General features: G+C 65.0%; 23 protein-coding genes and 1 tRNA gene. 5 read left to right on the top strand and 19 right to left on the bottom strand.

All coding sequences use genetic code 11. From position 1 onward, the window contains the following. Positions 1-242: 242 nt before the first annotated feature. The 5 genes from CXY78_RS02335 to CXY78_RS02315 all read right to left on the bottom strand — a co-directional run bounded on the left by CXY78_RS02335 (position 243) and on the right by CXY78_RS02315 (position 4,580). Complete coding sequence (locus tag CXY78_RS02335; RefSeq protein WP_233206058.1) at positions 243-1,436, bottom strand: tyrosine-type recombinase/integrase; 1,194 nt, start codon at positions 1,434-1,436, stop codon at positions 243-245. A 7-nt stretch (positions 1,437-1,443) separates the two neighbouring features. Further along, positions 1,444-1,632, bottom strand: coding sequence for an AlpA family transcriptional regulator (locus tag CXY78_RS02330; protein WP_104087865.1), 189 nt, complete (start codon positions 1,630-1,632; stop codon positions 1,444-1,446). A gap of 192 nt (positions 1,633-1,824) precedes the next feature. Next, positions 1,825-1,896, bottom strand: a tRNA-Gln gene (locus tag CXY78_RS02325). Between the two features lie 104 nt (positions 1,897-2,000). Further along, positions 2,001-3,524: a glutamate--tRNA ligase gene (gene gltX, locus CXY78_RS02320; protein ID WP_104087859.1), complete on the bottom strand. Its 1,524-nt coding sequence runs from the start codon at positions 3,522-3,524 to the stop codon at positions 2,001-2,003. A 114-nt stretch (positions 3,525-3,638) separates the two neighbouring features. After that, on the bottom strand, positions 3,639-4,580 hold the full coding sequence (locus CXY78_RS02315; protein WP_199182566.1) for a LysR family transcriptional regulator: 942 nt from the start codon (positions 4,578-4,580) through the stop codon (positions 3,639-3,641). 148 nt (positions 4,581-4,728) lie between these two features. Here CXY78_RS02315 and CXY78_RS02310 point away from each other — a divergent pair, with 148 nt between their 5' ends. Continuing rightward, complete coding sequence (locus CXY78_RS02310; protein WP_104087863.1) at positions 4,729-5,802, top strand: aminotransferase class V-fold PLP-dependent enzyme; 1,074 nt, start codon at positions 4,729-4,731, stop codon at positions 5,800-5,802. A 63-nt stretch (positions 5,803-5,865) separates the two neighbouring features. Here the strand turns inward: CXY78_RS02310 and CXY78_RS02305 are convergent, their stop codons facing one another. Next, the gene (locus CXY78_RS02305) at positions 5,866-6,573 is read right to left on the bottom strand and encodes a type 1 glutamine amidotransferase domain-containing protein (RefSeq protein ID WP_104087856.1); all 708 of its coding nucleotides are present in this window, start codon (positions 6,571-6,573) and stop codon (positions 5,866-5,868) included. 53 nt (positions 6,574-6,626) lie between these two features. Next, positions 6,627-7,661 carry an NADP-dependent oxidoreductase gene (locus CXY78_RS02300; RefSeq protein ID WP_092341420.1) on the bottom strand — a complete coding sequence of 345 codons (1,035 nt, stop codon included), beginning with the start codon at positions 7,659-7,661 and terminating at the stop codon, positions 6,627-6,629. 110 nt (positions 7,662-7,771) lie between these two features. Here CXY78_RS02300 and CXY78_RS02295 point away from each other — a divergent pair, with 110 nt between their 5' ends. Continuing rightward, positions 7,772-8,368, top strand: coding sequence for a TetR/AcrR family transcriptional regulator (locus tag CXY78_RS02295; RefSeq protein ID WP_233206056.1), 597 nt, complete (start codon positions 7,772-7,774; stop codon positions 8,366-8,368). 107 nt (positions 8,369-8,475) lie between these two features. Here CXY78_RS02295 and CXY78_RS02290 read toward each other — a convergent pair whose 3' ends face one another. Genes CXY78_RS02290 through CXY78_RS02280 form a run of 3 tightly spaced genes read right to left on the bottom strand, consistent with a single transcriptional unit; the run spans position 8,476 to position 11,421 of the window. After that, positions 8,476-9,216 carry a fumarylacetoacetate hydrolase family protein gene (locus tag CXY78_RS02290; protein ID WP_092341418.1) on the bottom strand — a complete coding sequence of 247 codons (741 nt, stop codon included), beginning with the start codon at positions 9,214-9,216 and terminating at the stop codon, positions 8,476-8,478. 40 nt (positions 9,217-9,256) lie between these two features. Further along, complete coding sequence (locus tag CXY78_RS02285) at positions 9,257-10,354, bottom strand: branched-chain amino acid aminotransferase (protein WP_104087855.1); 1,098 nt, start codon at positions 10,352-10,354, stop codon at positions 9,257-9,259. Beyond that, a complete protein-coding gene (locus tag CXY78_RS02280; RefSeq protein ID WP_104087853.1) occupies positions 10,351-11,421 on the bottom strand; it encodes a 3-isopropylmalate dehydrogenase in 1,071 nt (356 codons plus the stop codon). The genes CXY78_RS02285 and CXY78_RS02280 overlap by 4 nt, the downstream gene beginning before the upstream one ends. Before the next feature lie 112 nt (positions 11,422-11,533). Here CXY78_RS02280 and CXY78_RS02275 point away from each other — a divergent pair, with 112 nt between their 5' ends. Then, positions 11,534-11,785, top strand: a complete 252-nt coding sequence (locus CXY78_RS02275; RefSeq protein WP_092341415.1) for a DUF6458 family protein — start codon at positions 11,534-11,536, stop codon at positions 11,783-11,785. A gap of 74 nt (positions 11,786-11,859) precedes the next feature. On the opposite strand, the gene CXY78_RS02270 is transcribed toward CXY78_RS02275, so the two are convergent. Next, positions 11,860-13,353, bottom strand: coding sequence for an MFS transporter (locus tag CXY78_RS02270; protein WP_233206059.1), 1,494 nt, complete (start codon positions 13,351-13,353; stop codon positions 11,860-11,862). Between the two features lie 274 nt (positions 13,354-13,627). On the opposite strand from CXY78_RS02270, the gene CXY78_RS21825 reads away from it, so the two are divergent. Beyond that, positions 13,628-14,191: a TetR/AcrR family transcriptional regulator gene (locus CXY78_RS21825; protein WP_140425634.1), complete on the top strand. Its 564-nt coding sequence runs from the start codon at positions 13,628-13,630 to the stop codon at positions 14,189-14,191. 58 nt (positions 14,192-14,249) lie between these two features. On the opposite strand, the gene serA is transcribed toward CXY78_RS21825, so the two are convergent. Continuing rightward, entirely contained in the window at positions 14,250-15,842 is a 1,593-nt protein-coding gene (serA, locus tag CXY78_RS02260) for a phosphoglycerate dehydrogenase (protein WP_092341414.1), read from the bottom strand. 86 nt (positions 15,843-15,928) lie between these two features. Between serA and CXY78_RS02255 the strand changes: the two genes are divergently transcribed. Further along, positions 15,929-16,324 carry a DoxX family membrane protein gene (locus CXY78_RS02255; RefSeq protein WP_104087852.1) on the top strand — a complete coding sequence of 132 codons (396 nt, stop codon included), beginning with the start codon at positions 15,929-15,931 and terminating at the stop codon, positions 16,322-16,324. Here the strand turns inward: CXY78_RS02255 and CXY78_RS02250 are convergent, their stop codons facing one another. The 7 genes from CXY78_RS02250 to ilvD form a co-directional block, all read right to left on the bottom strand. Further along, positions 16,325-16,696 carry a bacitracin resistance protein gene (locus tag CXY78_RS02250; protein WP_104087850.1) on the bottom strand — a complete coding sequence of 124 codons (372 nt, stop codon included), beginning with the start codon at positions 16,694-16,696 and terminating at the stop codon, positions 16,325-16,327. Next, positions 16,693-17,208, bottom strand: coding sequence for a hypothetical protein (locus tag CXY78_RS02245; protein WP_092341411.1), 516 nt, complete (start codon positions 17,206-17,208; stop codon positions 16,693-16,695). The genes CXY78_RS02250 and CXY78_RS02245 overlap by 4 nt, the downstream gene beginning before the upstream one ends. Continuing rightward, a complete protein-coding gene (locus tag CXY78_RS02240; protein ID WP_104087849.1) occupies positions 17,205-17,918 on the bottom strand; it encodes a DUF998 domain-containing protein in 714 nt (237 codons plus the stop codon). The genes CXY78_RS02245 and CXY78_RS02240 overlap by 4 nt, the downstream gene beginning before the upstream one ends. An 81-nt stretch (positions 17,919-17,999) precedes the next feature. Further along, entirely contained in the window at positions 18,000-19,028 is a 1,029-nt protein-coding gene (gene ilvC, locus CXY78_RS02235; protein WP_092341409.1) for a ketol-acid reductoisomerase, read from the bottom strand. Positions 19,029-19,074: 46 nt separating this feature from the next. Continuing rightward, positions 19,075-19,584, bottom strand: coding sequence for an acetolactate synthase small subunit (gene ilvN / locus CXY78_RS02230; RefSeq protein WP_166792332.1), 510 nt, complete (start codon positions 19,582-19,584; stop codon positions 19,075-19,077). 2 nt (positions 19,585-19,586) lie between these two features. Continuing rightward, positions 19,587-21,380, bottom strand: a complete 1,794-nt coding sequence (locus tag CXY78_RS02225) for an acetolactate synthase large subunit (RefSeq protein WP_104087847.1) — start codon at positions 21,378-21,380, stop codon at positions 19,587-19,589. A gap of 85 nt (positions 21,381-21,465) precedes the next feature. Continuing rightward, on the bottom strand, positions 21,466-23,160 hold the full coding sequence (ilvD, locus tag CXY78_RS02220) for a dihydroxy-acid dehydratase (protein ID WP_092341406.1): 1,695 nt from the start codon (positions 23,158-23,160) through the stop codon (positions 21,466-21,468). Between the last annotated feature and the right edge of the window lies 1 nt (position 23,161).

Below are 23,161 nucleotides of genomic sequence, written 5' to 3'. Positions count from 1 at the left end.
GTTCTCGCGAACCTTCATGACCAATCTCGACGCCACTGACAACTCCTCACTCAAACGGTGGTGCTACGACCCCTTGAAACTGCCCTCGGGTTGCGAGACAGTATCCGGTCGCGGTACAGGGGACTACGCACGCCGAATCAGAATATGGATAGGTTGCCCCCGCCCCCGCGACTCGTCTCGACCAATCCAGCATGGTCACAAGGAAAATTGATGCCAGAGTCACTGGCGGCGACGAACTCGATCTAAAGAATCCCGCCCAAAGCTTCGTCCATAATCTGCGCCGTGATCGGGTCGACCAGCTCGGCGGTGACGACATAGCTGGCACGGGTGACCTGCTCGCTGGAGTGACCGAGGAGCCGCGACGCAAGGGTGATCCCCGCAACAGCTTCAATGAGCGTCGCCGCGGTCCGCCGGAACATATGAGTCGAGAACTCCCCCACTTCGATCCCGGCTTGAACCAGCGCACTCTCGTTGTCAGTCACGAAGCTCCGGAGCAGCCGTTCGAAGTTGCTGACGCTACGCGGTTCGCCCGTCTTCGTCGCAAAGAGGTAAGCCTCCTGATCTCTGCTCACCTCTGACAGTTTCCGGCGGATTGCGGTCGCCGCGAAACTCGGCAGGGCGATGCGCCGCTTCTGCCGGGATCGTTTGGGCGAAGGTTTTCTGCGCAGTCCTTCGGCGCGGGTTTGGGTTATGGTGCTTGCGATGAGCACGGTGGGTGGGTTCGCCGTCACGTCGACGTCGCATCTGCGGAGGGCGAGTACCTCGCCGATGCGGGCGCTGGTGCCCACCATGATCCACATGGCATTTTCCAACAATCGTGCGTTGGGCCGCGGACCATAATGGTCTCTACCGGACCGCCAAGACTGCATGAGGGCGCAAACTAACTCCAACTGCGCGGTAGTGAGGGCCGATTCCTTCTTTGGGGAAAGCGGCAGGGCTCGGGCGTCGCGCACGGGGTTGAATGCGAGCACTCCGTGTTCGATTCCGGTGGCACAAATCTGAGAGAACATGCTGCGAGCTTTGCGAGCCGCCGACAGCGATTTGGTCTCGCGAATGTGCCGCAGAATCCGGTTGCAACGCAACACGGTGAGGTCGGTCAAGAGCAGATCCCCGCACTCGGGAATGATCACATTGTTAATGCTGAACTCGTAGGTCTCGATGGTGGAGACTTCGACGGTCGCCGACCGTCGCTTGTCGTCTAGGAAAACCACCGCGGCCTCCGCAATCGTCGAGTACGCGTTCAACGACACCCCAGTAATGCCGTTCCGGATCAAGTCGGCCTGGTCTTCAAGCGATCGGCGAGCCTCCATCTCGGTCGCACGTGTTCCTTTCAACCGGTGAAGAGTTCCGAACTCGTCCCGCATCCGCGCATGTCCTTGGATCTGTCCGTTCGCCAGAACGACGATGCGAATGGTGCCGACTTCTCCCGCGCGCATTCGACGCCTAGGCATGCATGGCCAATGACTCAAACCAGGCGAGAACCTCGCGGCGCATATATCTCACGTGCCGACCCATGCGTCGATACGGCGGCCCGGTGCGAGTCTGTCGCCACTCCTCGAGCGTTCGGGGCGAGACCTGCAACAGGTCTGCGACCTGCTGCCCGGTCATGATTTCTGCGTCATCGTCACTCATGACAAAGAGGTGCGACACCTCATTCCGACCTCGCACGCAGCGACACGTAGGTGGCCGGGCTAGTCGCCGTCGCAGTCGCGAAAACGGCGCCTGACAGTCGTTTTTGACACCCAAAGTGGCACTTTGGGCCGTGAACGTGGTGTCTGGAAACAAGAAATGCCCCTGGTTTCCGCGGAAACTCAGGGGCTAGTGCTGGGGTACCTGGACTCGAACCAAGAACAAATGAACCAGAATCATCCGTGTTGCCAATTACACCATACCCCAATGCCTAATCCGAAGATCGGGCCGAGTAGTAGCCTAGCTCACTCGGGCCGGAGAGGCCAAACCGGGGTGTCCCCCGGCGAGTCGAAGCCCCTCAAGCCCGAGCGTCAGGCTGCCGAAATTGCAGCCAGGGCCCGATCCAGGCGGTCCAGGGTCTCGGCCTGACCGAGGATTTCCATGGATTCAAACAGCGGCGGCGAGATCTTGCGACCCGAAAGCGCGACGCGCAGGGGCCCAAAGGCAACGCGCGGCTTGAGGCCGAGGCCTTCAATGAGCGTCTCGGCAAGCAGGGCATGTACGCGATCGGTAGTCCATTCCGCAGACGGAATACTTTCCAGTGCGGTGCGACTTGCGCCGAGAATGTCGGCGGCGTTCTGCGGGAGCGAGGCGAGGGCATCCGCTTCGAGAACCAGGTCGGCGCCGGTCACGAACAGAAATCCGAGCATGAAGGGGGCTTCGCCGAGCAGCGCGATGCGCTCCTGGATGAGCGGTGCTCCCTGGGCGAGCAGGGCCAGTTCGGCCTCGCTCGGATTCTCGCCGACCACGCCGGCGGTCACCAGGTAGGGCACCAGCCGGGCGGCGAAGTCGGCAGCATCGAGCTGGCGAATGTGGTCGCCGTTGATCGACTCGGCCTTCTTGAGGTCGAAGCGGGCCGGGTTCGGGTTGACATTCACGACGTCGAAGGCGGCCGTGAACTCATTGATCGAGAAAACGTCGCGGTCGTGCGAGAGCGACCAGCCCAGCAGGGCGAGGTAGTTGAGCAGGCCCTCGGGGATGAATCCACGGTCGCGGTGCAGAAACAGGTTCGCCTCGGCGTCACGCTTACTGAGCTTCTTGTTCTTGTCGCCCATGACGTAGGGGAGGTGGCCAAAACGCGGCACGAACGTGGTCACGCCGATGTCGATGAGCGCGTGGTACAACGCGATCTGGCGCGGCGTCGACGAGAGCAGGTCTTCGCCGCGCAGCACGTGGGTGACGCCCATGAGGGCGTCGTCGACGGGGTTGACGAAGGGGTAGAGCGGGTGCCCGTTCGGGCGCACCACCACAAAGTCGCTGAACGAGTCGGCCGGGAAGGTGATTTCACCGCGCACGAGGTCGTCGAAGGAGAGCTCGGTGTCGGGCACGCGCAGGCGGAGCGCCGGGGAGCGGCCCTCGGCCCGGTAGGCGGCCTTCTGGTCTTCGGTTAGGTCGCGCTCGAAGTTGTCGTAGCCCATCTTGGGGTCGCGCCCGAGGTCGCGGTTGCGCTTTTCGATCTCTTCGCCGGTGACGAAGCTCTCGTAAATGTGGCCGCTGTCCTTGAGCTTCTCGATGACGCCGAGATAAATGTCGTAGCGCTCGCTCTGGCGGTACGGCGCCTGGGGGCCGCCGACGTCGACGCCTTCGTCCCAGTCGAGCTGCAGCCAGCGCATGGCGTCGACGAGTTGCAGAAAGCTGTCTTCGCTGTCACGGGCGGCGTCGGTGTCCTCGATGCGGAAGATCATCTTGCCGCCGGTGTGCCGGGCATAGGCCCAGTTGAACATGGCGGTGCGGATGAGGCCCACGTGGGGCGTTCCGGTCGGCGAGGGGCAGAACCGCACGCGAACGTCGGTTCCGGTGGCGGTTGAGAACGGGTGTGCAGTGGTGTCAGACATTACTCATGATTCTAGTTGCGCGATTCCTGACCTACTTCTTTCCGGGCCCGACCCAGAAAGCGGGCCCATGATCAATCGTGGGCCCGCTTTCATAAGATGGGCCCGGGATCCGAACTAACGTCCAACCAGCGAGATCGCATCAAGCACGCGCAATGCCGCAGCCAGGGCGGGCACGCGCTCGGCCCGGGCCGCCGTCACGGCGTGCAGGGTGCGATGATCACGTCCGGTCGTGGCGCGAATCGAGACACCCGCGCGCCGGCCGACGGACTCGATCGCGAGGGCCGGCAGCAGCGCAACACCGATGCCCGCTTCGACGAGGCCGAAGACGGCGGCAACGTTGTCAGTCTCGTAGCTGATGCGCGGCGCGAATCCGCGCCGATCGCACAGGTCGAGCAGGTGTCCACGGCAGCGCGGGCAGCCGGCCACCCAGTTCTCGTCGGCGAGCTCGCCCAGGTCGATCGGGGTAACGCTGTCAAGCGAATGCCCGACCGGCAGCACGAGCATCATCTCATCTCGCCGCAGGGTCGCCACCCGCAACCCCTGAGCGCTATCCCGGTGCGGATCCACCCGGTCCCCCGGGTAACTGAACGTGATGGCCAGATCGGCACGGTTCTCACGCACGGCGGCGACGGCCTCCGGCGGCTCCGCCTCCAGATAGGTGACGCTGATCTGGGAATGCCGCGCCTTCATGCGGGCCAGCAGGCTCGGCACCAGGGTAGCGGATGCCGACGGAAACGCCACGAGACGCACGAGCCCGGCGCGCAGCCCCTGCAGCTCGGCGATCTCCCCGGCCGCCGCATCGAGCGCGGTGGCCACGGTCACGGCGTGCCGCGCCAGCACGAGGCCGGCTTCGGTGAGGCGAACGCCACGCCCGACCCGCTCAACCACGGAGAGTCCGAGCCGCTGCTCAAGCCGCTTGAGCTGCTGACTCACGGCCGGCTGGCTGTAACCGAGGGCGACGGCCGCTGCGGTGATGGATCCGGTTTCGTGCACCGCCCGCACGACCCGCAGGGCGTTGGCGTCGAGGTCGGGGCTCTCGCCGGGCAGATGGATCATGCGCTCAATCATAATTGCTGGTTATGCATTGCATCGAATACTGACCGTTGTCGCATGAGTGCTGGGTGGTCACACTAGAAATATGAGCCCTGCAGCAACGAGCACGAGCAGCCCCACCGCCAATACGGCCACCCACCCGGGCACCGGCATGATCGCTTACACGAGCACGAGCACCGTGACCCTCGCCGAAGCCCGCACCCGCTACACTTCGGGCCGCGGCTACCTCGCGGCCTGCACCCTCGGACTGCCCACGATCGAAACGATCGCTGCGATGCGCGCCGATACCGAGGCCTGGGCCGGCGGCCAAGCCTGCGCCTCCCGTTACGGTGAGGTCGTCGAGCGGGTACGCATCGGGTACGCCGATCTGGTGAACGTCACACCCCACAGCGTGGCGATCGGCTCGCAGACCTCGGTCATGGCCGGATTGGTCGCCGCCAGCATCCCCGATGGCGCCGAAGTCGTGCTGCCGCGTGGCGACTTCAGCTCGATGGTGTTCCCGTTCCTCGCCCAGGCGCACCGCGGAGTGACCGTGCGGCAGGTGGATCTGGCCGACCTGGCCACGAGCCTCACCGCGAACACGTGGCTGGTCGCGTTTTCGCTCGTGCAGTCCGCCACCGGAACCCTCGCCGACAGCGACGCCATCCGGGCCGCCGCCCGTGCAACGGGCACCTTCACCCTCTGCGACACCACCCAAGCTACCGGGTGGATGCCGGTCGACGCCTCGCTGTTCGACGCCACCATCTGCCACAGCTACAAGTGGCTCGGCGCCCCGCGCGGCGTTGGGTTCTTCACGGTCGCGGAGACTTTCGCCGCACAACTGCACCCGATCAACGCCGGATGGTACGCGGGAGACGACCTGTGGGCCTCCTGCTACGGTCCGGCGATGGCGCTTGCTTCCGATGCCCGCCGGTTCGACGTGTCGCCGGCCTGGCCCGCCTGGGTCGGCGCCGAGCCGGCCATCGACCTGTTCCGCCGCCTCGACCTGGCCGAGGTGGCCACCCACAACGTGGCCCTCGGCGACGCCCTGTGTGATGGACTCGACCTGCCCCGACTCGGCCAGGCCATCATCAGCTGGCCGGATGCCGGTGGCCGCGACCTCGCTCGCCTCACCGCCGCCGGAATCACCGCATCAGGCCGCGCCGGTCGAGCCCGCGTGGCGTTCCACCTCTGGAACGATCGGGACGACGTGGACGCCGTGCTGGACGCGCTGCGCCGCGGCTAGACAACGCCGGGCGAACATTCGCTGTCAGCGACGTCGGGCCCCTGGGCCCGACGTCGCCCGTCGTTATGCCTTATCGGCGACGGCCGCGATGATCGCCTCGGCGAGGGCACCCGACGAAGCAGGGTTCTGGCCGGTATACAGGTTGCGGTCGATCTCCATGTGCGGCGCGAACGATTCACCGGCGATGAAATCGGCTCCCAGTTCGACCAGACGGCTCTGCACGAGCCACGGAGCCTTCGGAGCCAGTCCGCCGAGAACCTCTTCGGCGTCGGTGAAACCGGTCATCCGGTAGCCGGTGAACGGCCAGCTGTCGTCGGCGCGCTTGGCGGCGAGCAGCGCGGCTGGAGCGTGGCAGAGTACGCCGAGGATGCGACCGGTGTCGAGCGCTTCGGTGAGAATGCTCCCCGACACGGCGTCGACGGCGAGGTCTTCCATCGGGCCGTGACCGCCCGGGTAGAAGACCACGTCGTAATCGCCAACGTTGATGTCGTTGAGGCTGAGCGGTTCGTCGAGCTGAGCGGAAATGGTTCCGATGTAGTCGATGAGCTGCGCCACACGCTCCTCTCCGCCGGCCGCGTCCGCACGGAGGCTGACCGCATCGATTGTCGGAGCCACGCCGCCCGGTGTGGCGATGCTGATCTGCCAGCCGGCCGCAGTGAACAGGCGGTGCGGCTCAGCGAGCTCCTCTGCCCAGTATCCGGTGGGGTGCTGGCTGCCGTCAGTGAGGGTCCAGTGGTCAGCGGCGCTGACTACGAAAAGTACGTGAGTCATAGTGTCTCCATTTACTGTGAAATCTTTCGTGGAATCGTGCGTGTTAATTCGGCTCAGAGCGCCGGAACAGTTTCGCCCGTGCGCACGACCATCTTTCCGGTGTTCTCGCCGCGCATGAGGCCGAGGAACGCCGCGACGGTGTTCTCGACGCCGTCGACGATGGTCTCGTCGAAGACGATCTCGCCGGAAGCCAACCAGTTCGCCATCTCGGCGGAGAACGCCGGGAGGTGCGACCAGTAGTTGCCGATCGTGAAGCCCGTGAGGGTGAGGCCGCGGGTGACGATGTTGGACATATTGTTGGGGCCGGCCGGGGCATCCGTGCTGTTGTAGAGCGAGATCGCGCCGCACAGGGCAGCACGCCCGCCGTCGTTGAACGACGCGAGGGCTGCCTCGAGGTGTTCACCTCCGACATTGTCGTAATAAACGTCGATGCCGTCTGGCGCTGCGACGGCCAGCTGGTCTGTGATGGATCCGTCCTTGTAGTTGAACGCGGCGTCAAAGCCGTACTTGCTGGTGAGCAGGGCCACCTTCTCGGGCGATCCGGCCGAGCCGATGACGCGCTTGGCCCCCTTGAGCCGGGCGATCTGGCCGACCATACTGCCGACCGCGCCCGCTGCGCCGGAGACGAACACGGTGTCGCCTTCTTTGAGCTGTGCGATCTCGAGCAGGCCGACATAGGCAGTCAGTGCAGTCATGCCGAGCACGCCGAGGTAAGCGGAGGCCGGAACGCCGGGGAGCTCGGGAACAACCCTGAAGCCGGCGGCGTCCTCCTGCACCAGGTCACGCCAGCCGTACTGATGGGTGACGACGTCGCCGATGGCGAACGCCTCGTTTGCGGAGGCGATGACGCGGCCGACAGCCGCGCCGGTCATGGTCTCACCGAGCACGAACGGCGGTATGTAGCTCCTCACATCGTTCATCCGGCCACGCATGTACGGGTCGACGGAGATGAATTCATTCGCGACTCGAATCTGGCCGACTGCAAGCTCCGGCAGGTCGACAGTCACGGTGCGGAAGTCCGCATCCGTCGGCCAACCGACGGGACGATTTACGAGCTGAATCTGGGTACTGACGGTATTTGACGCCATGGTCGGCTCCTCTGCTAGTTCTAGAACGATCGTTTTACTATAAAGTAGACTCATCGGTACACAAAATTGTCCGATCGTCGGACAGGATTCAAGGAGCGAACATGGGGCGGATGCAGACCTTTGACAGCGGAGTGGTCGTGCAGGCTGCGCGAAACCTGTTCTGGGACAAGGGGTTTGACGGCGCATCCCTGGCCGAACTGGAGGCGGCCACGGGCGTCGGGCGGTCCAGCCTGTACCACGCGTTCGGGAGCAAACGCGGGCTCTTCGACGCCGCGGTCACCGACTATCTGGAGACGGTGATCCGGCCACGGCTGGCCGGATTGCGAGCGGGCCCCCGCGATTCCTCAGCCCTGCTCGAGTACTTCGCCGGCCTCGCCCGCGCAACGGTCACGCAGGCCCCCGACTCAGCGCAGACCGGATGCCTTCTGGTCAATTGCGCGGTCGGCCTCGCCGCGCACGACGAGCCGACCCGCGCAGTCGTGGAGGGGTATCGCATCGAACTGGCCGAGGCGTTAAGACACGCGCTCGAAAACGCCGCAGCCCCGTCGCCGTCAGCGGCGGAATCCGTCGACGAGCGCGTGCGCACCCTGACTTCCTTGTCGATCAGCGCGATGCTGATGGCCCGGGTCAACCGCGACGAGGCGATCGCCCTGCTGTCCACGGCGTCGAACCAGATCAGGGACTGGTTCCCGGACCCTGTGATCTGAGCCACAAGATCAAGTTATTTGTCCGGGCGCACCTTGTGTAGCCAGGCGCAGGTTATACGGTGCGCCCAGCTACCGAACCTGCGCCCGGAGCGACGGGGCGCACGAACTCAGGCCGGGCGAACGACCGGGTTCACCAGGGTTCCGATGCCTGCGATGGACATCGAGACCGTGTCGCCGTCCTCGACGGCGGCGGCGGTGTCCATCGGCCCGGCCAGAATCACGTCGCCCGGCAGCAGGGTGAACACGCTGGAGGCGTACGCGACGAGGGCCGCGACGGTCTCCTCCGTCGGGGTCGAATCGTCGTCGCCGAGCTCCACCGCCTGAAATTCCTCATCGTTGATCAGGCCGCGCAGCGGTGTGGCCGCGTCGTCGAAGTCGGTCTCAATGACGGGTCCGAACGGGAGGAAGGTGTCGAAGGCGCCGGCCCGGGTCGTATCCCGCTCGGCGAGGTCGGTCGCGGTGACGACCGTGGCGACGGTGTAGCCGAAGACGCGGCCGGTGGCATCCGCTACCGAGACATTCTTGGCAATCTTGCCGATAATAATGGCGAGTTGGCCGTCGACCTCGACACGTTCGGAGGCGGCCGGCAGCACGATGGCGTCGCCTGGCCCGACGACGGCAGTGTTGGGCTTCAGTACAAACACCGGCTCGGCGCCCGCCTGCTGCACCGCGACGATCTTGGAGCGCGGAATCACCGGGGCGAGCAGTTTCACGTCAGCCAAAGCCACGCGGTCGCCGGTGGTGTCGAAGCCGGCGAACATCGGGTCACTCGCGAGAACGACCAGTTCGTGCTCGTCAACAATGCCGAACGCAATGGCGCCCTGGTAGCTATAGCGTGCGATCTTCACGTTGTGCGCCTTCCGCGGCCCCGAGACAGGGCCAAAAGCTTCAGTTTAGTCGAGTGAGCCAGCCGTGACGATCGGGCACGCGTCCATACTGAATGTCGGTGAGTTCTTGCCGAAGCGACAGGGTGATCCGACCGGCGGGGGCATCCGGGTCGCCGATGGTGAAGTCCTTCGCCTTGACCTGACCGATCGGCGTGACCACGGCGGCGGTTCCGCAGGCGAAGACCTCGGTGATGGCGCCGGATGCGACACCCTCACGCCACTCCCCCAGGGTCACCTCGCGCTCCTCCACGGTCATTCCGCGGTCGCGCGCGAGCTGCATGATGCTGTCGCGGGTGACGCCCTCGAGGATAGATCCGGTCAGGCGCGGCGTGACGAGCGTGTCGGTGCCGTGCACGAAGAACACGTTCATGCCGCCCAATTCGTCGATGTGGCTGCCGGTCTCCCCGTCGAGAAAGAGCACCTGGGCGCAGCCGTTCTCATAGGCTTCCATCTGCGGCAGCAGCGAGGCGGCGTAGTTTCCGCCGCATTTGGCGGCGCCGGTCCCGCCGCGGCCGGCGCGGGAGTACTCGGTCGAGAGCCAGATCTTCACCGGGGCGACGCCGTCGGCGAAGTAGGCGCCGGCGGGGCTCGCGATCACGTAGAAACTCACCTTGTGGGCGGCACGCACCCCGAGAAAGCTCTCATTGGCGATCATGAACGGACGCAGGTACAGGCTGGTCTCGGGCGCGGAGGGCACCCAATCGCCGTCGATGGCAATCATCTGCTTGACCGACTCGATGAAGTCTACCACCGACAGTTCGGGCAGCGCGAGGCGGTGGGCGGAACGCTGGAGACGCTGCGCATTTTTTTCGGGCCGGAAGGTCCAGATCGACTTGTCGGCGTGCCGGTAGGCCTTGAGGCCCTCGAAAATCTCCTGGCCGTAGTGCAGCACCGAGGAGGCGGGGTCGAGCAGCAGGGGGCCGTACGGGGTGACCCGCGCGTCGTGCCAGCCGGCTTCGACCGACCAGTCGATCGTGACCATGTGGTCGGTGAAGTGCTTGCCGAAGCCCGGGTCGGCCAGAATCTCTTCCCGTTCGGTCTCGGCGCGCGCGTCGGTCGACGGAGTGAGGGCAAAAGTCAGGGGGAAAGTCACGGTCATTTCAGTACCTTGTCTGTCAGAAGGGTCACGATGGCGTCTCCCACCTCAGCGGTGCTGCGTCGCACGAGAGCGGAGCGGCGAGCAAGGTCGTCGGCGACCGCCTCGTTGACGCGAGCCGCGGCATCCGTCAGCCCGAGATAATCGAGCAACAGTGCCACCGAGAGGATGGCCGCGGTCGGGTCGGCGATTTGCTGGCCTGCGATATCGGGGGCCGAGCCGTGCACCGGCTCGAACATGCTGGGAAAGCGACCCGTCGGGTTGATATTGCCGGAGGCCGCCAAGCCGATGCCGCCGCTGATTGCCGCTGCCAGGTCGGTGAGAATATCGCCAAAAAGGTTATCGGTGACGAGTACATCGAATCTACTCGGATTCGTGACGAAGAAAATGGTCGCCGCGTCGACATGCAGGTAATCAACCGCAACCTGGGGGTACTCGGCGGCCACCTCGTTCACGATGCGCTGCCACAGGCCGCCGGCGAAGACGAGCACGTTGGTCTTGTGCACGAGGGTGAGGCGTTTGCGCTCGCGACCCTGGGCCACCTCGAAGGCGTACCGCACAACGCGTTCCACCCCGTAGGCGGTGTTCACCGACACCTCGTTGGCGACTTCCTGCGGCGTGCCGCGACGGATGGCGCCGCCGTTGCCCACGTAGGGGCCCTCTGTACCTTCGCGCACAACGACGAAGTCGACCACGCCGGGCGCGGCGAGCGGGCTCGTGACGCCGGGGTAGATCGTGCAGGGCCGCAGGTTCACGTAGTGGTCGAGTGCGAAGCGCAGGCCGAGCAGCAGCCCACGCTCGATGTTGGCGTCTTTCAGGCGTGGGTCGCCGGGAACGCCGCCGACAGCACCGAGCAGAATCGCGTCATGCTGCCGGATCGACGCAAGGTCGGCATCCGTGAGTACATCACCGGTTTCGAGGAACCGCGCGGCGCCCAGCTGAAAGGTGCTCGTCTCAATCGTGACGTCATCGCGGGCAGTGACGGCGCCGAGTACCTTCACGGCCTCGGCGACAACTTCCGGTCCAATCCCGTCTCCGGGAATGACAGCGAGTTTGATAGTACGAGACATGTGGCTCCGAAACAGTCAATGATCACCTGAATTGCGTATAGTCAAACCTTACCTTTCTCACCGAAGTGCCTAGGCTTGTCCCTAGCGCACCACCAACGGAAAGCAGGAAATCATGAGTATCGGACTAGGAATCTTTCTGCTCGTCGTCGGCGCCATTCTGGTGTGGGCCCTCGACGTGACCGTCACCGGCATTGATCTGACGCTCGTCGGCTATATTCTGCTCGCGGCCGGAGCGCTCGTGACGATCCTCGGCATCGTACTGATGACCCGCCGCCGCAATAGCGTGAGCACCACCCGCACGATCGCCGACCCGGCGAACGGCGAGCAGGTCACGCGTCGCGAGAACTCGATCGACGACCTCTAACCCACAGCTCGCGAAAGCGGGTGAAGTGTTGCTTGAGCACTCGCGAAACAACGCGTCACCCGCTTTCGCGGGCTTTAGCGGGCCCGGCGTAGCGACAGCAGCGCCACGACGGCCGCTCCGAGCACCAGCGCGACGCCGATCCAGGCGGTCAGGCCCACACCGCTGTCGAAGGCGTGTCGGGCCGACTCGAGCAGCTGCTCCCCGGCCACGGGCGAAAGATGGCCGGCCACGGACACCGCTCCGCCGAGAGTCTCCCCCGCCGCCAGCCGGTCGGCCGCGCTCAGGCCGTCCGGCAACAGTACTGCCGCCCGGTAGGACACGGTGAGGATGGTGCCGAGTACGGCCGTTCCGAGCACCGCTCCCAGTTCGTAGGCTGTTTCAGACACAGCGGATGCCGCCCCTGCCTTGTCGGCCGGCGCGGTCGCCACGATGAGCTCGTTCGAGACGGTTTCGGCCGCGCCGATTCCGATACCGAGCAGCACGAAGGCGACGCCGATCCAGAACGCATCGATTGCACCGCCGCGCAGCGCGATCGACGCGAATCCAGCCACCGACACCAGCAGCGCCACGGGCACCACCCGCGACGGCCGTACCCGGCGTGCAATCGGCACGATCAGCAGTCCGGCCACGATCATCGCGGCCAGGCCGGGAACGAGCACCAGCCCGGCGTTCAACGGCGACAGCCCGAGCACGAGTTGCAGGTGCTGCGAGATAAAGAACAGGCAGCCGACCAGCGCCGTGACACTGAGCAGGTTGACGCCGACCGCGCCGCTGAAAGCGCCGCGTCGAAACAGCCCCATGTCGAGCATGGGGTTCGGCACATGCAGCTGTCGACGCACGAACCAGACGCCGAGCCCCAGTCCGAGCGCGATCGGGGCGACCGTGATCCAGGTCACGCCGTGCTCGGCGATGCTCTTGATGCCGTAGACGATCGGCAGCATGGTGCCGAGTGAGAGGGCAATACTGAGCAGGTCGATGCGCCCCGGGTGCGGATCCCGCGATTCGGTCACCAGAATTGGCGCCAGCACGAGCAGCGGCAGCAGAACGGGAACGGCGATCAGAAAGACCGAGCCCCAGGCGAAGTGCTCGAGCAGAATGCCGCCGACCACCGGGCCAAGGGCGCTGCCAGCCGCAAAGCCGGTGGCCCAAATCGCGATAGCGAGGCGACGCTGGTCGCGGTCGACGAAGGTGGAACGCAGCAGCGACAGAGTCGACGGCATGAGCATGGCGCCGAAGAATCCGAGGGCGGCGCGGGCGATGATGAGCCCCTCGATGCTCGGGGCGAAGGCCGCGAACACCGAGACCACACCGAAGCCGGCCGAACCGATCATCAGCAGGCGGCGACGTCCGATGCGGTCGCCCAGGCTGCCCATTGCCACGAGCAGTCCGGCCAGCACGAGAGGGTAGATGTCAACCATCCAGAGCAGCTGCACACCGCTCGGCAGGGTGGCCGTGGAGATCGCCGGCAGGGCGAAGTTGAGCACGGTGTTGTCGATCGACACGAGCAGTACCGGTAGCATGAGCACCGCGAGGGCCCACCAGCGCCTGCGGTCGTGCCGTACTGGCAAAGCGGATGCCGCGGTGCTGGCCGATCCGGCTGCCCGCGTCTCGCTGCTTCGACTCTCTGCCGCACGGCTTTGGTCGGCGTGGTTCGAGGCGATACCGGGCAGGGTAATGGAATTGGTGGGAACAGCGGGGGCAGACACGATCTCATTCACTTTCTGGGTTCTTTCTCGACCGCCACGGGCGGAGCAACAAATGTAACTGTACCGGCTAGACGGTATAGTTGTCTAGTTCGCCCGTGCCCGACCGAGAGTTTGCGTGTTCGTTACCATGGCCCATATGCCGAAAAATGCTGCCGCATCATCCGTTCCCACCCGGGATCGTCTGCTCGACGCCTTCGAAGACCTGCTGGTCGAGGGCGGCGAGCGGTCGGCGACGCTCGATGCCGTCGCGGCGGCCGCTGCAGTCTCCAAGGGCGGTCTGCTGTACCACTTCGCGTCGAAGGACGCCCTGGTCGACGGTGTTCTGGCACGGTTGGACGCGCTCGCCCTGCAGGACGCCGAAAATATTCGCACCGCCCCGGCCGGCCCGGTCGACTATCTCATTCGCACCTCGGTGCACACCGGCAGTCCCCTCGACCGCGCCTATATTGCCGGGTCGCGTTTGGCCCAGGGCCGGGATCCCCGTGCCATGCAGGTGCTCGCCGATATTCGTCGGCGCTGGCTGTCGGTGATCGAAGAGGCCGTGCACGACCCGGATACCGCCCAGGCGATCATGCTGATCAGCGACGGTCTCTACGTCAACAGTTCACTGGCCGAGAACGAGCTGGCACCGCAGGATCCCACGGATGCGGCGATGGCGCGGCTGATTGCCCTGATCGGCCGGCTTCTGCCCGGCTCCTAGAGATACACGAGTGGGCGCCTACAGGGCAGGCGCCCACTCGCATCCGTTCTAAACAGGCCTATTCGGTGAGGTCGATCGCCACCATGATCTCGGCGTCGATCGCGGCGCGCACCGCGGTGAGCAGTCCGGCCGGAACCTCGGAGTCGACGGTCAGCACGCTGAGCGCCTTGCCGCCGGCCACGTGACGGGCGATCTGCATGCCGGCGATGTTGATGTTAGCCTCGCCGAATTCGCGACCGTACACGGCGACGATTCCCGGGCGGTCGGCGTAGAGCATGACGATGAGGTTCTTGGCGAAGGGAACCTCCACGTCGTAGCCGTTGATCTCGACGATCTTCTCGATCTGCTTGGTGCCCGTGAGGGTACCCGAGACGGAGACCTGCGAACCATCGGCGAGGGCACCACGCAGCGTGATCACGTTGCGGTACTCGGGCGATTCGGCGTCGGTGAGCATGCGCACCGTGACACCGCGCTGCTCGGCCAGCAGCGGTGCGTTGACGTACGAGACGGTTTCGCTGACCACGTTCGTGAAGATGCCCTTGAGCGCAGCGAGCTTGAGCACGCTGACGTCGTACTCGACGAGTTCGCCGCGCACCTCGATGTCGACGCTCGTGAGCGGGCTGTGCGCGGCGAGGCCGGAGAACACCTGGCCGAGCTTCTCGACCAGCGGGATGCCGGGGCGCACGTAGGGGTCGATGACGCCGCCGGCCACGTTGACCGCGTCGGGAACGAGTTCGCCGGAGAGCGCGAGGCGCACGGACTTGGCGACGGAGACGCCGGCCTTTTCCTGCGCTTCGTCGGTCGAAGCGCCGAGGTGCGGGGTGGTAATGATGTTGTCGAGTCCGAGCAGCGGCGAACCGGTCGGCGGTTCGTTGACAAACACGTCGAGGCCGGCGCCGGCGATGGTGCCGGCGACGAGGGCTTCGTGCAGTGCGTCTTCGTCGATGAGTCCGCCGCGGGCGACGTTGACGACGAACGCGGTGGGCTTCATCAGCCCCAGCTGGGCGGCACCGATCATGCCGGTGGTCTCGGGGGTCTTCGGCATGTGGATCGTGACGAAGTCGGACTGGGCGAGCAGTTCGTCGAGGGTGACCGGGGTCACGCCGAGCTGCTGGGCGCGGGCCGAGGTGATGTAGGGGTCGTAGGCGATGACGTTGGTACCGAACGCCTGCATTCGGGCGGTGATGAGCGCACCGATACGGCCGAGGCCGATGATGCCGATGGTCTTTTCGTAGAGCTCGACGCCGGTGTACTTGGAGCGCTTCCAGGCTCCGTCGGCGAGGGCGCCTGACGCGGCCGGAATGTGCCGGGCCAAGCTCAGGATGTGACCCACGGTCAGCTCGGCGGCCGAGATGATGTTGGAGGTTGGTGCGTTGACGACCATGACACCGGCTGCGGTGGCGGCCTTGATGTCAACGTTGTCCAGGCCGACGCCGGCGCGGGCGATGACCTTCAGAAAGGGCGACGCTTTGATGGCTTCGGCATCCATTTTGGTGGCTGAGCGCACCAAAACTGCCTGCGCGGTGGCAAGCTCGGCGAACAGCGCGGAGCGATCCGTACCGTCGACGTGGTGAATGTCAAAGTCGGGCCCGAGGGCATCAACGGTGGCGGGGGAAAGTTCTTCGGCGATCAGGACGACGGGCTTCGACAATAAAATCGGATCCTTAGATTGCAAGTGTCGGCGGCGCGACAAAGGGCGCTACTCGATTTCCACCCTACCGGCTGCACAATAGACCAATGAGCAGCGACGTAATAGACGGACTCCAACTGGTTCTGCGCGTGATTCTCGCCGTGGTACTTATCGGCGCCGGAGTCACCCATTTTCTACCGGCGGTCAAGCGCACCATGGCGGCGATGATTCCGCCGCGCCTACGCCGGGATGGTTTGGCCAGCCCGGTCAATCTCGTACTGTTCACCGGAGTGTGCGAGATTGTCGGCGGCGTTGGCCTGCTCGTTCCCTGGACCAGGGTGCTCGCGGCCGGGGCGCTGGTGCTCTTTCTGGCTGCGGTGTTTCCGGCCAACGCCTACGCTGCGCGCCATCCGAAGCGCTTTGGGCGGGTGGCGATTCCGTTCGTCCCCCGGCTCATCGCCCAGCTGGTGCTGATGATCCTGATCGTTCTCGCGGTGCTCTGACTAGACGATCAATCGGGCCAGGCTGAATACGGCACCGAGGTCCAGCGATACAGCGGCAACCGCGCAGAGCCCGACCAACAGGGTCAGGGCCTGCACGCCGAAAGCCCGGTTACGTCCGAGCCAGTAGGCCAGCGCGTAGACCAGAATCGGCAGGATCACCGCGAAAATCAGCACGGTCCAGCCGAAAGCGCTCAGCTGGGTGTCGAGTGACTGCGCCAGCAGGTTGAGCAGGGCCAGGTTGCCGATGGCTTCCCACACGTCGTAGGCATAGAACAGCCCGAAGAAGATCGCGATCGCGAGCAGCAGCCAGCGCGGCGGTCGACGACGGATGGCTGTGGTCGCGTCGCCGGTGCGCCCGTCTGTGTCACTCATGAGCCCGGTCCTGATCCGATAATGAAGGGCAGCGGGGCGAGAACGACGACGCCGATCAGAAGCCAGACCAGTCGGGCCCGCGGACGGCTCGTGGTGAGCCAGAAGGTGCCCCCGAACCAAACCAGCGGCGCTGCCACGGCGAGCCAGGCGCCGAGGGAGAACATAAATTCGGCGACCGGGTCGCTGATCGGCTTCTCGATGCGAGCGACTCCAATGAACCAGCCGATCGTGTACAGCAGGTACATGCCGGCGAGAATGCCCATGCCGACGAGGGCGACCGAACTGACCGCTGCGCTCTGCGGTTCGGCATCCGGTTCGGCATCCGATTCAGTGCCAGCATCGGCCGGCTCGGTTTCGACCGCTCGCTGGGCTGACACTGACTGCTCTGGGATAGTCCATCCCTCCGGTAGGCCGGTTGGTTCGGGCGCGGCCCGACCGCTTCCCGTCGGCACCAGGGTCGGGTCGTCGTCGCCGGCCCAGTTCAGCGCATCGTCGTCGCGTGTGGCATTCATTTTTCCAGAGTATCCGGTTGCTGCCGATGCTGACGGTTTGGCCGGCGACGGATGCCGGCGCTCACCGAAAAGGTCCACCCCAGAATCCCGACCAGGGCCACACGTTCGGCGAGACCGACGATGCCGGGCAGCCAGACACTGGCCGCGACGACCAGCAACAGCCCGGCCAGGGTGATCGCCGAGAACGCAATCGCCCAGGGCAGCACCCTCGGCAGCAGGCCTCGAACCCGCAGCCAGATCGTCAGCAGCCCTATAGCGATGAGCGCCGTGACGAAGCCGAAGGATGCGACGGCGAGATGAATGACGCCGACCGTGGTCGAGGTCTGCAGGGTGCTCTCGTGGGAAGCGCTGACGTCGGTCGGAAAGACGGCGAGTACCGCCGAGCTGGCTCCCCCGATGAGCAGCAGCGCGAGGCCCAGACCGAGTAGTACGTCCCGACGCCGGGGCAACAGGGCCCGCGCGGTCAGGGCAATCGCGACGACGACGGCAACGCAGAACACGGCGCGGCCGAGAAAGTTGAGGTTCATGATCCAGCCGTACGGGCCGACGGCGAGATTGCTCTCGGCGTCGCTGATCGGGCTGTAATGCGGCGGCAAAAACTGCAGCACCACGTCGATGAGCACATACAGCACGACACCGACCATGGCGACGGTCGCCAGGCTATGCCGCACCACACGCAACCGGCGGGTGCTGGTGCCGGGAATTGCCATACCGACCAGTCTTTCGTTGTGAACGCACGAAGGGACCCTCGCGAACGAGGGCCCCTTCGTGATGCAGTTAAGCGGAAACCGCTAGCGCGACACGGATCCGTCGGTGTAGTCGTCGTCGTTCGACGCGTTCCACGCGAACAGCTTGCGCAGGCTGCGGCCGGTGGCCTCGATCGGGTGCTCTTCGCCCTTCTTGCGCAGGGCGAGGAATTCCACGCCGCCGTTGTCCTGGTCGGCAATGAAACGTTCGGCGAACGCGCCGCTCTGAATGTCGGCGAGAACGGCCTTCATGTTCTCCTTGACGCTCGGGTCGATGACGCGCGGGCCGGAGACGTAGTCGCCGTACTCGGCAGTGTCGGAGACACTCCAACGCTGCTTGGCGATGCCGCCCTCCCACATGAGGTCGACGATGAGCTTGAGCTCGTGCAGCACCTCGAAGTAGGCGACCTGCGGCTGGTAGCCGGCTTCGGTGAGAACCTCGAAGCCGTACTGGATCAGTTGTGAGGTACCACCGCAGAGCACGGCCTGCTCGCCGAACAGGTCGGTTTCGGTTTCTTCGGTGAAGGTGGTCTTGATACCGGCGGCGCGCAGGCCACCGATCGCCTTGGCGTAGCTCAGGGTGAGCGGCCAGGCGTTACCAGAGGCATCCTTCTCGACGGCGACGATCACGGGAACGCCGCGACCGGCTTCGAATTCGCGGCGCACAGTGTGGCCGGGTCCCTTGGGGGCAACCATGACGACGTCGACGCCGTCGGGAGCCGTGATGTAGCCGAAACGGATGTTGAAGCCGTGACCGAAGACGAGCGCCTTACCGGCGGTCAGGTTCGGAAGGACGTCGTCCTTGTAGAGGTGACGCTGCACCTGGTCGGGGGCGAGGATGACGATGACGTCGGCCCAGGCAGCGGCATCCGCCGTGGAGAGCACGGTGAAGCCAGCTTCTTCGGCCTTGGCCTTGCTCTTGGAGCCGTCCTTCAGGCCGATCTTGACCTCAACGCCGGAGTCGCGCAGGTTCTGTGCATGGGCGTGACCCTGCGAGCCGTAGCCGATGACGGCCACCTTCTTGCCCTGAATGATCGACAGGTCGGCGTCTTTGTCGTAGAAAATCTCAGACAATGTGTATCTCTCCTCGTGAATTGATTGTTAGAAAAAGCTGAAAACGTTAGTTTTTGAAGACGCGCTCGGTGATCGACTTGCTACCGCGGCCGATGGCGAGCAGGCCCGACTGTGCGAGCTCGCGAATGCCGAACGGCTCGAGCACGCGCAGCAACGCCTGCGTCTTTCCGCTGTCGCCGGTGACCTCGATCACGACGGCATCCGTTGAAACGTCGACGACGCGGGCTCGGAACAGATTCACGGCTTCGAGTACCTGAGAACGGGTGGTGTTGTCGACCTTGACCTTGATCAGGAGGTGTTCGCGCTGCACCGACTGGGCCGGGTCGAGCTCGACAATCTTGATGACGTTGATCAGCTTGTTCAGCTGCTTGGTCACCTGCTCGAGCGGTATGTCTTCGACGTCGACCAGAATCGTGATGCGGGACAGGCTGGGGATCTCGCTGTGGCCCACGGCGAGGCTTTCAATGTTGAAGCCGCGGCGCGCGAACAGGCCGGCGACGCGCGTGAGCAGGCCGGGCTTGTCCTCGACGAGCAGACTCAGAACGTGGCTCGTCACGGTTATTCTTCTCCCCAGGTCGGTGCGTGATCTTTGGCGTACTGCACGAAGCTGTTGCTGACTCCCTGCGGAACCATCGGCCAGACCATGGCGCCGGGGCTCACGATGAAGTCGATCACGACCGGGCGGTCGTTGGTGGCGAGGGCCAGTTTGATGGCGTCATCAACCTGGTCCTTGCTGGTGACGCGAATGCCGAGCGCGCCATAGGCATCCGCCATTTTGACGAAGTCCGGCACCATGGCGGTGCCGTGACCGGTGTTGAGGTCGGTGAATGAGTGACGTCCGTCGTAGAACAGCGACTGCCACTGGCGCACCATGCCGAGCGAGGAGTTGTTGATGATCGCGACCTTGATCGGAATCTTGTTGATGGTGCAGGTCGCGAGTTCCTGGTTAGTCATCTGGAAGCAGCCGTCACCGTCGATCGACCAGACCACACGGTCGGGTTCGGCGACCTTGGCCCCCATAGCCGCGGGCACGGAATAGCCCATGGTGCCAGCGCCACCGGAGTTGAGCCAGGAGTTGGGGCGCTCGTACTTGATGTACTGCGCCGCCCACATCTGGTGCTGGCCGACGCCGGCCGCATAGACGGCTTCGGGGCCGGTGAGCTCACCGATGCGCTGGATCACATACTGCGGGGCCAGCAGTCCGTCGGTCGGTTCGGTGAAACCGAGCGGGAACTCCTCCTTCAGGCCGTGCAGATAGGTCCACCACTCGGTCGTGTCGGGGGCAGTCCCCTGGGCGGCCTCGGCCCAGGCCAAAGTCAGGTCAGCAATGACGTCCTTGGCATCACCGACGATGGGTACATCGGCCAGGCGGATCTTGGAGATCTCCGCCGGGTCGACGTCAACGTGCACGATCTTCGCGTTGGGCGCGAATTCGCTGATTTTTCCGGTCACCCGGTCGTCGAAGCGTGCTCCGAGCGAAATGATGAGGTCACTTTCCTGCAGCGAGAGCACGGCCGGAACCGTGCCGTGCATGCCCGGCATGCCGAGGTGCTGCGGGTGCGAGTCGGGGAAGGCACCACGGGCCATGAGGGTGGTTACGACGGGTGCACCGGTCGCCTCAGCCAGCGCGAGCAGTTCAGCGGATGCGTGGGCGCGAATGACACCGCCGCCCACGTACAGCACGGGCTTCTTCGCGGCGAGCAGCAGCTGGGCTGCCGCCTGCACCTGCTTGCCGTGGGCCTTCACGATCGGCCGGTATCCGGGCAGGTCGAGTTTGGGCGGCCAGATGAACGGCGCGAGGTTTTGCTGCGCGTCCTTGGTGATGTCCACGAGCACCGGGCCGGGGCGGCCGGTCGATGCGATGTGATAGGCCGAAGCGATCGCGGCCGGAATCTCTTCCGCGGTACGGGCCAAGAAGGAGTGCTTCGTGATCGGCATGGTGATGCCAATGATGTCGGCCTCCTGGAAGGCGTCCGTTCCCATCGAGGTGGAGAAGACCTGGCCGGTGATCGCGAGCAACGGAACCGAGTCCATGTAGGCATCCGCTATGGCGGTGACGAGGTTGGTGGCGCCCGGACCGCTCGTGGCGATGGCGACGCCGACGCGACCGGTGGCAGAGGCGTAGCCCTCGGCTGCGTGGCCGGCGCCCTGTTCGTGCCGCACCAGAATGTGGCGAATTTTGGTCTGGGTCATGAGCTCGTCATAGAGCGGAATAACGGCGCCGCCGGGGATACCGAAGACGTCAGTGACGCCGAGCAGTTCGAGGGTGCGAATGATCGCGCCCGAGCCGGTGAGCATTTCCGGCTCCGCAGAAGCGGGGGCCGAGGGCACGGGACTGGTTTCCGTGGTCATGATCGTTGAATCCCTACTTCGAAATCGGTCGTTTCGACATCTAACAATGTTCCCACCGGGCACCCGGGCTAGCCGGTACGAGTTGTTACCCCGTGATGGCGCCTTCAGCGGCGGAGTGCACGAGCTTGGCGTACTTTGCAAGTACGCCACGGGTGTAGCGCGGGGGAAGAGGCTCCCAGCCTTCTCGGCGAGCTGCCAGCTCTGCAGGTGCGACCAGTAGGTCCAGCGTGCGAGCTGCGATATCGACCCGTATCAGATCCCCATCGCGCACGAAGGCGATTGGACCTGCGTCCACCGCTTCGGGTGCTATGTGGCCGATACACAGTCCGGTTGTGCCGCCTGAGAATCGACCGTCCGTTAATAGTAGTACATCGGAGCCGAGGCCCGCGCCCTTGATGGCGGCCGTGATCGACAGCATCTCGCGCATACCCGGCCCACCCTTGGGTCCTTCATAGCGGATGATGACCACGTCACCCTTGTAGATTTTGCCGTCGGTAAGCGCGTCCATCGCGCCGCGTTCCCGCTCGAACACCCGAGCCGGTCCTTCGAACACGGTCGCGTCAAATCCGGCGGTCTTCACCACAGCCCCCTCGGGGGCGAACGTGCCCTTGAGGATGGTGATGCCACCGCTCTTGTGAATGGGGTTGTCAAGGGTGCGCAGCACCTCGCCGTCGAGGTCGGGCGGGTCGATCTCGGCAAGGTTCTCGGCCACGGTCTTGCCGGTGACGGTGAGCGCGTCGCCGTGAATCAGGCCAGCTTCAAGGAGCGCGCGCATGACGACGGGAACGCCGCCCTGACGGTCGACGTCGTTCATGACGTACTTGCCGAAGGGCTTGAGGTCGCCGATGTGCGGAACCTTGTCGCCGATGCGGTTGAAGTCGTCGAGGGTGAGCTCGACCTCGGCCTCGCGGGCGATGGCGAGCAGGTGCAGCACGACGTTAGTGGATCCGCCGAAGGCCATGGCCACGGCGATGGCGTTCTCGAACGCCTTGCGGGTAAGAATGTCGCGGGCGGTGATGCCGAGGCGCAGCATGTTGACGACGGCTTCGCCGGAGCGGCGGGCGAAGTAGTCGCGGCGACGATCAGCGGATGCCGGGCTCGCCGACCCCGGCAGGCTCATTCCGAGGGCCTCAGCGACGCTCGCCATGGTGTTGGCGGTGTACATGCCGCCGCAGGCGCCCTCACCCGGAGCGAACGCGCACTCGATGCGTTTGGCATCCGCTTCACTCATTCGCCCGGCCTTCACTGCGCCGACGGCTTCGAACGAGTCGATGATGGTGATGTCTTTTTCGGTGCCGTCGCTGAGCTTGACCCACCCCGGGGCGATCGATCCGGCGTAGAGGAACACGCTCGCGAGGTCGAGGCGGGCGGCGGCCATGAGCATGCCGGGCAGGGACTTGTCGCAGCCGGCCAGCAGTACGCTGCCGTCGAGGCGTTCGGCCTGCATGACGACCTCGACGGAGTCCGCGATGACTTCACGGGAGACGAGGGAGAAGTGCATTCCTTCGTGCCCCATGGAGATGCCGTCGGAGACGGAGATGGTGCCGAACTGCAGCGGGTAGCCGCCGCCGGAATGCACGCCCTCTTTAGCGGCCTGGGCTAGGCGGTCCAGCGAGAGATTGCAGGGTGTGATCTCGTTCCAGGAGCTCGCAATACCGATCTGGGGCTTGTCCCAGTCAGCGTCGCCCATGCCGACAGCACGGAGCATGCCACGGGAGGTGGTGGCCTCGATCCCATCGGTGACGTCGCGGCTACGGGGTTTCACATCGATCTCAGACATG

Origin of the sequence: Cryobacterium sp. N19, from assembly GCF_002929595.1 — a bacterium.
Classification (GTDB): Bacteria; Actinomycetota; Actinomycetes; order Actinomycetales; family Microbacteriaceae; genus Cryobacterium; species Cryobacterium flavum.
The sequence above is the reverse complement of the archived record's forward strand: the minus strand, read 5'-3'. Positions and strand labels throughout refer to the sequence as shown.

Bases quoted from the DNA above. Each gene is read 5' to 3' on its own strand.
- CXY78_RS02335 (WP_233206058.1), bottom strand. From the start codon at position 1,436: ATGCGCGCGGGAGAAGTCGGCACCATTCGCATCGTCGTTCTGGCGAAC.
- CXY78_RS02330 (WP_104087865.1), bottom strand. From the start codon at position 1,632: ATGAGTGACGATGACGCAGAAATCATGACCGGGCAGCAGGTCGCAGAC.
- gltX (WP_104087859.1), bottom strand. From the start codon at position 3,524: ATGTCTGACACCACTGCACACCCGTTCTCAACCGCCACCGGAACCGAC.
- CXY78_RS02315 (WP_199182566.1), bottom strand. From the start codon at position 4,580: ATGATCCATCTGCCCGGCGAGAGCCCCGACCTCGACGCCAACGCCCTG.
- CXY78_RS02310 (WP_104087863.1), top strand. From the start codon at position 4,729: ATGATCGCTTACACGAGCACGAGCACCGTGACCCTCGCCGAAGCCCGC.
- CXY78_RS02305 (WP_104087856.1), bottom strand. From the start codon at position 6,573: ATGACTCACGTACTTTTCGTAGTCAGCGCCGCTGACCACTGGACCCTC.
- CXY78_RS02300 (WP_092341420.1), bottom strand. From the start codon at position 7,661: ATGGCGTCAAATACCGTCAGTACCCAGATTCAGCTCGTAAATCGTCCC.
- CXY78_RS02295 (WP_233206056.1), top strand. From the start codon at position 7,772: ATGCAGACCTTTGACAGCGGAGTGGTCGTGCAGGCTGCGCGAAACCTG.
- CXY78_RS02285 (WP_104087855.1), bottom strand. From the start codon at position 10,354: ATGACCGTGACTTTCCCCCTGACTTTTGCCCTCACTCCGTCGACCGAC.
- CXY78_RS02280 (WP_104087853.1), bottom strand. From the start codon at position 11,421: ATGTCTCGTACTATCAAACTCGCTGTCATTCCCGGAGACGGGATTGGA.
- CXY78_RS02275 (WP_092341415.1), top strand. From the start codon at position 11,534: ATGAGTATCGGACTAGGAATCTTTCTGCTCGTCGTCGGCGCCATTCTG.
- CXY78_RS21825 (WP_140425634.1), top strand. From the start codon at position 13,628: ATGCCGAAAAATGCTGCCGCATCATCCGTTCCCACCCGGGATCGTCTG.
- CXY78_RS02255 (WP_104087852.1), top strand. From the start codon at position 15,929: ATGAGCAGCGACGTAATAGACGGACTCCAACTGGTTCTGCGCGTGATT.
- CXY78_RS02250 (WP_104087850.1), bottom strand. From the start codon at position 16,696: ATGAGTGACACAGACGGGCGCACCGGCGACGCGACCACAGCCATCCGT.
- CXY78_RS02245 (WP_092341411.1), bottom strand. From the start codon at position 17,208: ATGAATGCCACACGCGACGACGATGCGCTGAACTGGGCCGGCGACGAC.
- CXY78_RS02240 (WP_104087849.1), bottom strand. From the start codon at position 17,918: ATGGCAATTCCCGGCACCAGCACCCGCCGGTTGCGTGTGGTGCGGCAT.
- CXY78_RS02225 (WP_104087847.1), bottom strand. From the start codon at position 21,380: ATGACCACGGAAACCAGTCCCGTGCCCTCGGCCCCCGCTTCTGCGGAG.
- ilvD (WP_092341406.1), bottom strand. From the start codon at position 23,160: ATGTCTGAGATCGATGTGAAACCCCGTAGCCGCGACGTCACCGATGGG.